This window comes from Streptomyces sp. 142MFCol3.1 (genome assembly GCF_000424945.1).
Classification (GTDB): Bacteria; Actinomycetota; Actinomycetes; order Streptomycetales; family Streptomycetaceae; genus Streptomyces; species Streptomyces siamensis.
Genome location: NZ_AUKV01000025.1, coordinates 44915 through 57465 on the forward strand (window position 1 = coordinate 44915; position 12551 = coordinate 57465).

The window sequence follows — 12551 nt, forward strand, 5'->3', positions numbered from 1 at the left end:
AGGTTTAGCGCATCAAGTTTCTACAAATAATACATGTAATAATTGACCGCGTCCGTCAGGGCGGGACAGAAGGGGCACAGCCGCGACGCTGACGTCCGAGGGGCCCCGGCCACCAAGGCGGGGAGCGTGATCCGCGCCGGCCAGCAGCGGCTGCTCGCCGCGCTGCGGCCGAAGGTCGCACTGCTGACCAAACTGGAACTGGGCGCCGACGCGCGGGAGGCCGCCCTGGCGACCCTGGCCGACTTCTGCACCGGCCCGGTGCGCCGCCACCTGAACGCCACCGACCAGGCCCTGTACGCCCCCGCGGCAGGCTTCCCGGAAACCCGCCTGCTCATCCAGGCCCTGCGTACCGCCGCCGCCGCGCTCGACCAGGACATCGACACCCTCACCCGCACCGACGACGCACACCGAGCGAAGGCCATCGCCCAGAGCATCGACGCGCACCTGACCACCCACCTCACGGTGGAGCAGACCGTGCTCCTGCCCGCCCTCGCCGCCCTGACCGACGGCGAATTCGCCACCCTCGCCGCGGACTTCACGACCCTCTTCGACGACGCAGCCGCCCTGGACGTCACCGGCGTCCCCCACGACCGGCGCCGTCTGCACGTCCTGGCCCGCTACTCCCGCATGGCCCGCGGCGAAGCTTCGACGCCGGCGTCACCCGCCTGCTGTCCGGGCAACGCGTGAACAACTACACGAAGCGGACCCGGACGTCCTCCTGCTGATCCTCGCCTGGGACGCCACCCTCACCACCCCAAACGGACCGCGACATCTGACCACGGGAACGCTGCTGTGGCTGCCGCACGGGTCCACGGCCGACCTCACAGCAGGCGAGACCGGCCTGTCCTGTCTCGCGGTCCGCCGACGCCCTCCCGATGCACCGACCCGCCGCGCGCAGCACAGCGCCCGACGGCAACGGCCCGGCACGCCCCAGCCCCACTGGGCGACACGACGCAGCCGGGCTGGCCCAAGTGGCTCTGCTGACAGACTTGTCCACTCAACTGACGGCAGAAGGGGCAGACCGACCGCCGGGCCGACGGCGAAGCGACGGGGCAATGCTGCGGCTGCCGCGGCGACGCGGCAATCAGCGGTGATCAACCCGACGGAGTCCTGCATCCTGCATGTCGATGCCGCGACCGCGCGCTCACTGACACGACGGGGATACTCATCGGAGCCGCCGACCACGCAGCATTTTTACGACGCCACATGTAATAATTGAGTGGATGTTCGCGAACATTCCCGCCCCAGCCGCAAGAGATTGGACCACGCATGCCACCCGCCGCAGAGGTGTTCATCAAGGCAACCGACACCGACCCTGACGTCCGGGCACAGGCCGTCGTCGAGGAGGCCCACCGGCAGCTGCTGGAACGGCTGGCCGCGCTCACCGAGCCCCATGAGGAGCTCACCCTCGCGTTCGCCGGGCAGATGCACCGCCTCCTGACGGCCACGGAGCAGACGCTGTACGCCGCGGCGTCCGGCGCGGCCGAAACCCGGCTGCTGGTCCGGGCACTTCGCGCTGCAGCCGTCACGATCGGCCGGCATGCCGACTCACTGACCGCCGCGGCCGACCGCGCTGAACACGCCGGGGCGGCCCGCACCCTCGCGGGCATGCTCACCGTCCATCTCGGAATGGAGCGTGCCGTGCTCCTGCCCGCCCTGGCGGAGCTGCCGGGAGCCGACCTGTCCGCCCTCGTCGGCGACTTCGCCACCGTCCTTCAGGGCGGCCGACTGGAGGATCCGGTGGTCGTCGACGTGCGCGAGATCCCGCACGGCTGGCGCCACCCGCGCATCTTCACCCGGTTTGCCCGCCTCGCAAGCGGAGAGTCCTTCGTCCTGGTCAACAACCACGACCCAAAGCCGCTGCGCCGCGAGTTCGAGGCCACCCACCCCGGCTGTTTCACCTGGGAGTACGTCCGGTCCGGGCCCGAGCAGTGGCAGATCCGCATCACACGGGTGAACGGCGATGTCTGAGGCACAGACCGCCGGGCAGCCGGGAGAGGCGGCCGTGGCACGCATGCTGTGCGACGTCCAGGCCCTCACCGGCACATCCCCCGAGCCCGCCGGCGTCCTGTGGAAACTGGCCGAGTCCGGCCGCCAGCTCGACGCCAACCTGATCCGGCTGGCCGCCGGGGAGCGTATCGGCACCCACACCGAACCCGACCTGGACGTCCTGGTCCTCGTCGTCACCGGTGACGGCGTGATGGACACCCCCGAAGGCGCGCTGCCGCTGGCCGAAGGGGCACTCCTGTGGCTGCCCCACGGCTCGACACGCAGCATCACCGCAGGCTCCCACGGCCTGGCCTACGTGACGGTGCACCGCCGCCGCCCCGGTATGCAGATCCGCCGCCACTCCGAACCCACCCCGGTAGCGGCGCAGCCCGACAGTCAGTGACACCACCACGGCCCGCGGGAAAGTGAGCGATACAGCTCCTCGACCAGGCGATCGAGGGAACTCCAGGACCACCGGGGAGAGGAAGGCCGTGAGCATGGCCTGGCTCGCCGACCGGCTGCAGTACTTCGTCGACCTGAACCCGGAGTCCGAGATCCCCATCGACCGCCTCGCGACATGGCTTGCCCGGCTCGACGACCCCGAAGACGAACGCCGGGGACAGCCGAAAGCACCCGACAGATTTTTCCCTCGTTTCTACGACGCACGCTGGGTAAAATCAGTGAAATGAGTGAGCAGACGTTGCATGATCCGACCGGCACTCCCGCCGTGGGCGAGAGCCGGGCCCATGTACTCGACGTACTGCGCGCCACGCCCGAAGCAGTGGGCGTCCGGGAGATCGCCGCACAGACGGGCCTGCACTCCAACACCGTCCGCTTCCACCTCGACACGCTGGTCAAGGAGGGGCTCGCCGAGAGCAGTACCGAGGGACTCGGCCGCCCGGGCAGGCCCCGCACCATCTACCGCGCCGCCGCCTCCCGGGTACCGGCAGGCCGCCGCAGCTACCAACTGCTCGCCCAGATGCTCACCGGCCTCATCACCGAAGCGCTGCCGCAACCCGCGCAGGCCGCGGTCAACGCCGGGGAGGCATGGGGCCGCTACCTCGCCGACACACCCTCTCCCGCCCAGCGCATCGACACCGAAGAGGCCATCCGGCGGCTGACCCAAGTGCTCGCGGACGTCGGCTTCGACCCCGGCCCCGCCGAGAACCGGCCGGGCGCGGTCATCCCGCTGCGCCACTGCCCGTTCAGGGAAATCGCGGGGGAGCACCGCGACGTCGTGTGTTCCCTACACCTGGGCCTCATGCGCGGAGCCCTCAAGGAAGTACGCGCCCCCCTGGGCGTCGACCGACTGGAGCCGTTCGTCGAGCCCTCGCTGTGCCTGGCCCACCTCACATCCGCAGAACAGCACGGGGCAGACCGCACTGACTGAGCGCGTACGACGGCACTGACGGCACGACCAACCCGCCAACGGAACACCCTTCCACCGTCCCGCCGCCATCCCGTCCATGCAAGTTCCGCTGCCGGGCTGCCCTGCCAGAAGCCTGACAACACCCCGCCCGGCAGGAGAGATGCCGGGCGCGCCCCGTGATGGGACCGTAAGAGAGGGGGGAGTCGCCGTCTCGCCGCGGAACATGGCCGCTCAACCAGCCACCAGCCACAGCCCCGGCATCCCACGGACTCGGAAGGGAGAAGCCAATCGTGCGTGCGCCTGACGCCGAACAGTTCACCGGCGCCGAGAACCAGAGGCGTGCGGACTCGCTCGCAACGCAGCACGGGTGCTGCTCGCGAATGTGGGCGGCCCTCACACCCCGTACGCGGCCCCGCGATTCATCGACCACCGCAGCCGAGTGGGAACCCGCCCTGCAGAGCCGGAAGCCGGCGCACGCCGTCATCCACTCATCGGCGTGCGCTGCGAACAGCGTGCCGTGACGTCTCCCGCGACGCTGCTCACCTTCGGACACGGCCTTGCCACACGCGAGCCACTGGCCGCCTTGCTTCACGGTGCCGGTGTAGGGGCAGTCATCGACGTGCGGACCGCGCCGGGCAGCCGGCGCAACCCCGACGTGGGCAGGGAAGTGCTCCGCGAGTGGCTGCCGGCGCAGGGGATCGACTACCGGTGGGAGAAGCGGCTGGGCGGCTTTCGCAAGGTCGAGCGCGACTCGCCCGATGTCTTCTGGGAGAACGACTCCTTCCGGGGGTACGCGGGTTACACCCGCCACCCGGATTTCCTCTCGGCCATGGAGGACGTGCTGCGGCAGGCGGCCGCCGTCCGTACGGCCATCATGTGCGCGGAGACCCTGTGGTGGCGCTGCCATCGGCGGATCATCGCCGACTTTGCCGTCATGGCTTCGCATGCCCGCGTGCTGCACCTGGGACACGACGGGCGGCTCACCGAGCACCGTCCAACGACAGGCGCGCGTCTGCGTGGTGACGGGCTTCTCGTCTACGACCGCGTGTGATCGCGATAGAGACACCGAACGCTGGGCCCGGTCACACGGTGAGCAGGCTGACCCCGAGGCAGAGCAGGGCGACGATCCCGGCGATCTCGGCGGCCACGTAGTACAGGTGGCCGCGGGAGCGCGGAAGGATTCCGATGAGCAGGTCACCGGTGGCACGGGGGTGCCGGCGAGCGGCCGTCGGCAAGCACGCTGGGATGCCCGGCCGGATGTGACGCGAGGCGGCGTAACCTGGCGCGGCCGCCCGCGACGCTGACGACCGAGGGCGCGGACCGGGTCGGGCTCCGGCTCACGCTCGATAGCCGCGACCAAGTCTACGATCCGCCCGATCGGGTCCGAGGCGGCTCGGTCGGAGGACTCCTGTGCGGCCACGGCCGCTCGACACCGCGGATCCGGGACCGCGTGGGCCTCAGGCCGCCAACACCGCGAACGCGAACTCCACCGCCGCCTGTCCCGCTGGCGAGCCGTCCACGGCCAGCAGCGCCGCACCGGCCGGTCGGGGCGCCCTCGCACCACCACCAGCGGGCAGTGGCCGTGGGCAGCCTTGCCCGCGCCGTCACTGCCCTCCCCGAGTCGCCGGGCTGGACCCTGGAGCCGAAGTCATGGACAGGGTTTGGCGCTGTCCGTTGTCCACTGGAAGTCGGGAATCGACGAGATGCGGCCGGCCCGATCGTCACGGCGTGGAGAACAGGCCGGGTCCCGAAGACGCGGGGCCGTCGGCGTGGACGCCGTTGGTGACCCGCAGGAACTCCAGCTTCTCCGCGTCAGCGGAACCCGCGGCCACCGTGTAGACGACGAGTCGGATGTCGCAGCCCGGGACGGTGAGCACGTCGCAGTCGCAGATCACCTCACCCACCTTGGGGTGTACGACGGTCTTGCGGGCCGAGACGTGCGGGCCGACCGTGCCCTCGTCCCACAGTCGGGCGAACTCCGCGCTGGTGGAACGCAGTTCCTCGACAAGGTCGGTCAGGCCGCGGTCGCGGGGGTAGTCGATGAGAGCCGTGCGCAGGTCGGCGATGAGGGCGAGTTTCAGGGCGTCGTCGTCCTGGAGCACGGGCCAGGACGCGAGCCGGCTGGGCCCTGTGGCGAAGACCGCCCGTGCCAGGTTGCGCTCGTCGTGTGTCCGTGCGCTGGGGTCGCCCATCAGTACTGACCATGCGGGGGTCCAGGACAGCAAGGTCCAGTCGGCGCTGAACACGCCCACGGGGAGCTCCCCGAGGCGGGCCAGCATCCGCTGGATGCCGGCCGGAACATACGTGGAGACCGTTCCCTCCTGGGGAGGGAGAAGGCCGGCCAGCCGGTAGGCGTGATCGCGCTCCATGGGCTGCAATTGCAGTGCCCTGGTCAGGCTCGCGACGACCTGCGCCGAAGGGCGTTTGGCGCGGCCCTGTTCCAGGCGGACCACGTAGTCGACCGACAGCCCGGCAAGGTCGGCCAGTTCCTCGCGTCGCAGCCCCACAGCGCGTCGTCCGGGCCGTAAAGGCAGTCCGACGTCGGCGGGAGAGAGGCGGTCGCGCCAGCGGTGCAGTGCCGTGCCCAGGGTCTCGTCCACTCGGCCATTGTGTCCGCCGGGCCGTCGTCGTGCCTGGTACTGGCTGTCCTACCGTCGCAGGGGGCACTGGCCGGCCTCTCGTCGCGGGCCGAGAGTGGACGCATGACGACCACATTCATCACTGGAGCCAACAAGTCCCTCGGGTACGAGACCGCCCGCCGCTTGATCGAGGCCGGCCACACCGTCCTCATCGGTGCGCGTGATCCGCAGCGCGGGCGGGCAGCCGCCGACTCGCTCGGTGCCCGTTTCGTCCAGATCGACGTCACGGACGACGCGTCGGTCGCCGCGGCCGCCGCCGACATCGCGGCTCTCGAGGGCGGCATCGACGTCCTGATCAACAACGCCGGTGTCTTCGGGACACACAGCCCCGCCGACCAGATCACGGCCGCTGACGCCGGCGAGGTGTTCGAGGTCAATGTCGTGGGGCTCGTCCGGGTGACGCACGCGTTCCTGCCGCTGCTGCGCAAGGCCGCGAACCCGGTCATCGTCAATGTGTCCAGCGGCATGGGGTCGTTCGCGGCCACTCACGACCCCGGGCGCGTCGAGTCGAGGAACCTCGCGCCGCTCTACACGGCGTCGAAGGCCGCGGTGACCATGCTGACCACGCAGTACGCGAAGTCCTTGCCGGATGTGAAGGTGAACGCGGCTGACCCGGGCTACACCGCGACCGACTTCAACGGGCACAGCGGCCCGCAGACGGTGACCGAGGGGACCGACGCGATCGTCGAACTCGCCACCGTCGGGGCGGACGGACCGACCGGAACCTTCCGTGACCGTCACGGTGAGATGGCCTGGTGATCCACCCCTGAATTCGGGGCCTGCCCGGCACGCACGAGGCTTCCAGGGTGGCGAACTCGTGCCGAGGTCGTTCGCACGGCCGGGGTGACGGTACGCCTGCACCGCTACGCCGGGCTGATTCAGGCTTTCCTCCCCTTCGAACCCTCATCCTCTCCGTGGACGCGGCGGCCGGTGAGATGTACGCCGACTTCAAGAGCTCATCGCCGCCGCACACGGGGCAGACACAAACACCCGAGTCCCCGGCCGTTAATCGCCGGGGGCTTTGGTGTGAGTCCGCCCAGGCGCCGAGGCGGTCGCGATTGGCCACGGGCAGCGGGTGCGGCATACGCCGGACTTCTTCGTCCGCCGCTCCGACAACACCGGCCTGGTGCTTTGATTCCTGCGCCAGCTACGCGTCCTCGCGCACTCGGTCCAGGAGACCGCCGAGCAGACCGCACCCCTGGAGTTTCAGCCTCAGCCACCGATGTCAGTGGCATCAGCGAGGATCTCGGGCATGACTTCGACTGCTGCCGCTACGTGTGGTTCGGCGCGGGGCCGTCGAGGAGTGAGGAGTCCAGGGCCATGATGACGTCCTCCAGGCCGGCGTCGGTGCGGTCGGCCATGTGGTCGCGCAGGGTCCTCCCAGAACTGGGACCATCCCGCGAACGGCTCGGGACCGGCTCCGACGGAGCGCCACGCCGTCAACAGCACAAGCAGGTGAGGCCACTCGTCCTCATCGGCGGCCGCGAGTGGAACCGGGACAGCTGCTCGACGAGTTCCACGATGCGCTCGCGAGGCTGACCCATGCGGTCGGCGACCTCGGCGATGCTGACGGGGGAGCTTCTGGACGATGCGCCAGGCGAGCAGTCGGCGGCTCGGCGGCGTGGGTCCGCGCACGATCTGGGCCAGCGCGTTGACCTTCGGAAGGAAGAAGTCAGTGCCCGCAAGCTATCTAATCGTGTTGACCGCCCCCGGCAGGCAGTGCTGGAGTCGGCACGTGGACAGCATCCCCGCCAACCGGCGGCTCTGGAACCAGATCAGCAGCGCCTACCAGCACGAGCACGACCCGCAAATCGGCGCCGCACCCCGCCTGTGGGGCATGTACTCGATCCCCGACGCGCACCTGCACGCCCTGGGCGACGTCACCGGCAAACGCGTCCTCGAACTCGGCTGCGGCGCCGGCCAGTGGTCCAGGGCGCTCGCCGCAGAGGGCGCCGTCGTGGTCGGGCTCGACCTGTCCGAAGCCCAACTCGCCGCAGCGGCCCGCGCGATGGGAGCGGCCCGCTACCCGCTGGTGCAAGGTGCCGCCGAACAACTCCCCTTCGCCGCCAGCAGCTTCGACCTGGTGTTCTGCGACTTCGGTGGGCTCAGCTGGGCGCCCCCGCACCTGGCCGTCCCGCAGGCCGCACGCGTCTTGGGCCGAGGCGGGCGCCTGGTGTTCAACGTCGCCAGCCCATGGTTCGAAGCCTGCTACGACGAATCCGCCGGCCGCGTGACCACGACGCTGCAGCAGGACTACTTCGGGCTGAACACCATCGCCGAAGGCGACGGCGCCACCAGCTATCAGCTCACCTACGGCGACTGGGTCAAGGTCCTGCGCGGCGCGGGTCTCGTCATCGACGACCTCATCGAGCCGCGGCCCGAACTCGGAACACCCAACGGCTACAACGAAACCGACCCACCCGACTGGGCACACCGCTGGCCGGCGGAACTGCTCTGGGTAACCCACAAACCGTAAGTTCCGCCGCGCCGAGCGTCTCTCCCTGACCGAGGTTCTGCCGGATCGCCGCTGGGTGCCGTCGAAGGGCGCATTCTCGGCCGCGGAGGGTGCCTGCTGAGCTCTTGAAGCGAAGGTTGAGTGGCTGGATCTTCCGGACAGCAAGAGCCGCCTCGCCTGCCCCAGTACCGTGGCTTCGCATGACCAACTCCGAGATCGAGATCACCGCAGACCTGGTCCGCGAGCTGTTGCAGGAGCAGCATCCGGACCTTGCAGGGCTGGCCATCCGCGAGGTGGCGGGCGGCTGGGGCAACCAAATGTGGCGGCTCGGGGACGAGTTGGCCGTGCGCATGCAGCGCATGGCCCCCACCCCAGAGCTCCTGCTCAAGGAGCGCAGATGGCTGCCCGTCTTGGCCCCGCGCCTGCCGCTCCCGGTGCCGACCCCGGTGCGGATCGGTGAACCGTCTGCGCGCTTCCCCAAGCACTGGACTGTGATGACGTGGGTTCCCGGCGAGCCGCTGGACTGCACCTCGATCAGCCGCGGTAACCACGCGGCCGACACTCTGGCGGGCTTCCTCAGGGCACTCCACGTGGAGGCGCCCGCCGAGGCACCAGCCAGTTCGGACCGCGGCGGTCACCCCAAGGAGTGCGCGGACGGCTTCGAGAAGTTCCTGCAAGCCGTTGACCCTGGCGACACCGCTGCCGGCGTCCGAGCCGTCTGGGACGATGCCGTAGCGGCCCCCGAGTGGGAGGGCCCACCGGTATGGCTGCACGGTGACCTCCATCCCGCGAATGTCGTCGTCTCGGACGGGACGCTCTCGGGCGTGATCGATTTCGACGCCATGTTCGCCGGCGATCCGGCCTGGGACCTCGCGGCCGCATGGGTACTCCTTCCCTCGGGCGCCGCCTCACGGTTCTTCGACGTGTACGCGCATGCGGACGAGGCGACGATCCGGCGTGCCCGCGGGCTGGCTGCTATGAAAGGCCTGTTCCTCATGCTCATGGGCCAGAACGGAGATCGGGGCCTTCCTGGCGGCAAGCCGACATGGGGACCCGCTGGCCGGGCAGCGCTCGATCGCGTTCTGACAGACTGTCTGATCTGACATCCTCGCCCACCTAAAGGAGGGCGAGGATGTCAAAGTGCCGCCCACACGCACACCGCATCGGTGACCGTGGAGGTGTGGGACGGCCGGATCTCGTCCAGAGCGATGGGGCCGCCTGTCCGGCGGGACAGCACCTAAGGGGGTACTGGCCGGTCCTCCCGGTCGGCCGACGTATGCCGCCGTCAGCCCAATCGGAGACGGCCGACTTGTGGGACTGGAGGATCTCGCCCTCCTCGGCCGCGAGACGCCGAATGTCCTTCGCCAGAGCCTCGTAGGTGCAGCCGATCGCCTCGATGACCTCACGCAGGCGCAGTTGGGTCCTGTCGACACCGGATGTGCAAGCCACCCCGGGTCCTGCGCACGTTTGCAGGTCCCCGGTTCCCGCTGGCGGAGGATGCGACGGCGCGGTGGAACAGTGCGGCAGCGGCCAGCGTGAGGGCACCGAGCCACACAAGCGCAATGAGCAGGACCGGTCTGGTCGAAGTCGAGGTGAGGGCTGCGTCGGTCAGGACCCTGTCGGCGCCGTAACCGGGAAGGGTGTGGGCCAGTCGGGCGGGTCGCGTGGAGCATGTGGCTCTGTTGGCCCGCCTGGCCCTATGCGATGCGTGACAGGTTGGCGGACGCTGGATGGAGCAGGACGTGCGAGCAGCGCACGCTGCTCGACGGGGAGGTGCAGGATGACAGATCCGGTCGTGGTGGGTGTGGACGGTTCCCCGTCCAGCCTGGACGCGGTGGAAGTCGCAGCGCGGGAAGCTGCACTGCGCGGGACGGGGCTGCGGCTGGTGCACGCTTTTGGGTGGCCGTCTATCCATGTACCGCCCGGTGGACCCCCGTGGAACCCGGCCATGGCGGGTGTGCGCGAGCTGGTGGACGGCACACTGATCAAGGCCGAACAGCGAGCGCGCCAGGCCGAGCCGCACGTGGAGATCATCCGCGAGGTCACCGTCGGTGAGCCGCTGATGGTGCTGGAGATCGAGTCGCGCACCGCCTCGCTCGTCGTGGTCGGCAGCCGCGGACTGGGTGCGTTCGGCAGCCTGCTGCTCGGATCCACCGCGGTACATCTGGCCGCACACGGCCGCTGCCCGGTGCTGGTGGTACGCGGCACTCCGAAGCCTGCCGGTCCCGTGCTCCTGGCGGTCGACGGTTCACCGGCGGGCGAAGCAGCCGTCGAGTTCGCCTTCTCCGAAGCCGCACTGCGCGGCGCGGGCCTGCTGGCCGTGCACGTGTGGAACACCTGGAGCGAACGGGCCTACGAGGGGCCCGGCGACCCTCTCAATATGGTGGTCGACATCGAGCGGCTCCGTGAGGAGGAGCAGCGGCTGCTCGACGAGACGCTGTCTGAATGGGAGAAGCGCTGTCCCGGGGTTGCTGTTGAGCGACGCCTGGTGCGCTCCCGGATCCGCCCGGCTCTGCTCGAGGCCAGCCGTGACGCTCAAGTGGTCGTGGCCGGTGCACGTGGACGCGGCGGTTTCACGGGCATGTTGCTCGGCTCGGTCAGCCAGGCCCTGCTGCATCATGCGCACTGCCCTGTCACCGTGGTCCGGGGTAAGGACTGACCCACGCCGGGCAGACGCCCCTCTACGTTCTCGCCGACACTCTGCGTAACATCCGGCCCCTCACAGCGCGGCTACGGCCGGGGACGTCTTGAAGGCAGGCACCGGTCCGGAGCGCGCCGAGCTGCCGGGCCGGGGGGCGTCGATATCCCTGCCTTCCAGGGCTTTGCGTGCGGCCGTCACGACGGGCCCGTCGAGAGGGTCACCGTGCGGTGGCATCGCCGATCCACTCTTTTGCAACGTACTTCCATCATCGATCCGCCGGGCGCGGGCGGGTACAACGCCGTCGGGTGGCAAAGGCCGAGAGCCCTCGTAGCGGCGCCCTCGCTCGCGGTGGTGAAACCGGTCCGTTCGTCACTGCCCTCGGGTGCGGTGGGATTGCTGGTCATGACCCGAAGCAGGACGCCCGCCGACTGGCTGATGCCCTACGGCTGTGCGCCATGAAGCGTGCCCCACTGGTCTTCCTCTGAAGCCCGTCAGGACAACGGACAACCTGACGCCGGTGGCACCAGCCGAGGCGGACGCGGCTCAGGTGGTGGTGCTCTGCACGAGGGGTTCTACCTGAGCGTGCTGTGCGGCTGCGACGGTGCAGGCGGCGCGCACGAAGGCGGCGACGGCCGGTGAGCGCGCGTCCTGGGGCCAGGCGACGGCCAGCGTGGCGTCCGGAAGATCGCTGACCGGCCGGTAGGAGATGCCGGGTCGCGGGTAGCGTCGGGCTACCGAGGCGGGCGCGAAGAACACGATGCTGCCCGTCTCGACGAGACTGAAGATCTCCGACAGGTTCGACGCCGGCCGCGTCGCCCCGGGCTGAGGGGTGTGCTCGACGGGCCGGCCATGACCGGCCGGGGAGCCGCCGGGGAGCTTGCGGTCGGCCAGGTCGTCCAGGCACAGCCGGGTCCGGGCGGCCAACGGATCGGCGGCGGCCAGGGCGACCAGGACCGGCTCTGTCAGCAGCGGCTCGCTGTCGAGGCCGCGGCTGTCGAAGGGGCACAGTACGAGTCCCACGTCAGCGAGGCCGTCGCGCAGTGCCTGCGGCTGCTCGCCGAACCCTCCGAGGACCAGCTCGGGCGGCAAGGACGCGTCGTCGGCGCCGTAGGTGTCCAGGACTTGCGGCAGCAGACCGCCGTCGACGTCGGCCTTGAGAGCGACCCGCAGCCGCGGCGACGCGCTGCCTGCCTGCCGGGCCCGGTGGGCGGCGGCGGTGACCGCCTCCAGGGCGGTGCGGGCATCGCGCAGCAGGACCTCCCCGGCCGCGGTGAGCTTTACCTGCCGGGTGGTCCGTTCGAACAGCGCCACACCGAGCTGCCGCTCGGTGTCCCGGATGGTTCGGGACAGCGGGGGCTGCGCCATACCCAACCTGGCGGCGGCGCGTCCGAAGTGCAGCTCCTCCGCGACCGCGACGAAGTACCGCAGCTGCCGCACCTCAAGGTCATTCATATCCCT

At 70.0% G+C, this 12551-nt stretch carries 12 protein-coding genes and 1 pseudogene; 10 read left to right on the forward strand and 3 right to left on the reverse strand.

Annotated features, from left to right (window positions below; genetic code table 11):
• The first annotated feature begins 126 nt into the window (after positions 1-126).
• From H305_RS47595 to H305_RS0131510, 6 genes and pseudogenes are all read left to right on the forward strand, one after another.
• Positions 127-687 carry a hypothetical protein gene (locus H305_RS47595; RefSeq protein WP_051371158.1) on the forward strand — a complete coding sequence of 187 codons (561 nt, stop codon included), beginning with the start codon at positions 127-129 and terminating at the stop codon, positions 685-687.
• A gap of 582 nt (positions 688-1269) precedes the next feature.
• Positions 1270-1971: a DUF2249 domain-containing protein gene (locus tag H305_RS0131490; RefSeq protein WP_028803953.1), complete on the forward strand. Its 702-nt coding sequence runs from the start codon at positions 1270-1272 to the stop codon at positions 1969-1971.
• Complete coding sequence (locus tag H305_RS47600; RefSeq protein ID WP_051371159.1) at positions 1964-2392, forward strand: cupin domain-containing protein; 429 nt, start codon at positions 1964-1966, stop codon at positions 2390-2392. The genes H305_RS0131490 and H305_RS47600 overlap by 8 nt, the downstream gene beginning before the upstream one ends.
• Before the next feature lie 45 nt (positions 2393-2437).
• A pseudogene (locus H305_RS55145) lies at positions 2438-2600 on the forward strand (DUF6104 family protein); the annotation flags it as partial.
• Between the two features lie 74 nt (positions 2601-2674).
• Positions 2675-3379 carry a helix-turn-helix transcriptional regulator gene (locus H305_RS0131505; RefSeq protein ID WP_028803954.1) on the forward strand — a complete coding sequence of 235 codons (705 nt, stop codon included), beginning with the start codon at positions 2675-2677 and terminating at the stop codon, positions 3377-3379.
• 496 nt (positions 3380-3875) lie between these two features.
• Positions 3876-4409 carry a DUF488 family protein gene (locus H305_RS0131510; RefSeq protein ID WP_028803955.1) on the forward strand — a complete coding sequence of 178 codons (534 nt, stop codon included), beginning with the start codon at positions 3876-3878 and terminating at the stop codon, positions 4407-4409.
• 31 nt (positions 4410-4440) lie between these two features.
• Here the strand turns inward: H305_RS0131510 and H305_RS53580 are convergent, their stop codons facing one another.
• Entirely contained in the window at positions 4441-4593 is a 153-nt protein-coding gene (locus tag H305_RS53580; RefSeq protein WP_158690601.1) for a hypothetical protein, read from the reverse strand.
• A gap of 486 nt (positions 4594-5079) precedes the next feature.
• Positions 5080-5958 carry a helix-turn-helix transcriptional regulator gene (locus H305_RS0131520; protein ID WP_028803956.1) on the reverse strand — a complete coding sequence of 293 codons (879 nt, stop codon included), beginning with the start codon at positions 5956-5958 and terminating at the stop codon, positions 5080-5082.
• Between the two features lie 102 nt (positions 5959-6060).
• Here H305_RS0131520 and H305_RS0131525 point away from each other — a divergent pair, with 102 nt between their 5' ends.
• The 4 genes from H305_RS0131525 to H305_RS0131545 all read left to right on the forward strand — a co-directional run bounded on the left by H305_RS0131525 (position 6061) and on the right by H305_RS0131545 (position 11111).
• A complete protein-coding gene (locus H305_RS0131525) occupies positions 6061-6756 on the forward strand; it encodes an SDR family NAD(P)-dependent oxidoreductase (RefSeq protein WP_028803957.1) in 696 nt (231 codons plus the stop codon).
• Positions 6757-7732: 976 nt separating this feature from the next.
• Positions 7733-8473: a class I SAM-dependent methyltransferase gene (locus H305_RS0131535; RefSeq protein ID WP_028803958.1), complete on the forward strand. Its 741-nt coding sequence runs from the start codon at positions 7733-7735 to the stop codon at positions 8471-8473.
• 179 nt (positions 8474-8652) lie between these two features.
• A complete protein-coding gene (locus tag H305_RS0131540; RefSeq protein WP_028803959.1) occupies positions 8653-9555 on the forward strand; it encodes an aminoglycoside phosphotransferase family protein in 903 nt (300 codons plus the stop codon).
• Between the two features lie 677 nt (positions 9556-10232).
• Positions 10233-11111 (forward strand): universal stress protein, encoded by an 879-nt coding sequence (locus tag H305_RS0131545; protein WP_028803960.1) that lies wholly within the window; start codon positions 10233-10235, stop codon positions 11109-11111.
• A 525-nt stretch (positions 11112-11636) separates the two neighbouring features.
• On the opposite strand, the gene H305_RS0131550 is transcribed toward H305_RS0131545, so the two are convergent.
• Positions 11637-12545, reverse strand: a complete 909-nt coding sequence (locus tag H305_RS0131550) for a LysR family transcriptional regulator (protein ID WP_028803961.1) — start codon at positions 12543-12545, stop codon at positions 11637-11639.
• Positions 12546-12551: the final 6 nt, after the last annotated feature.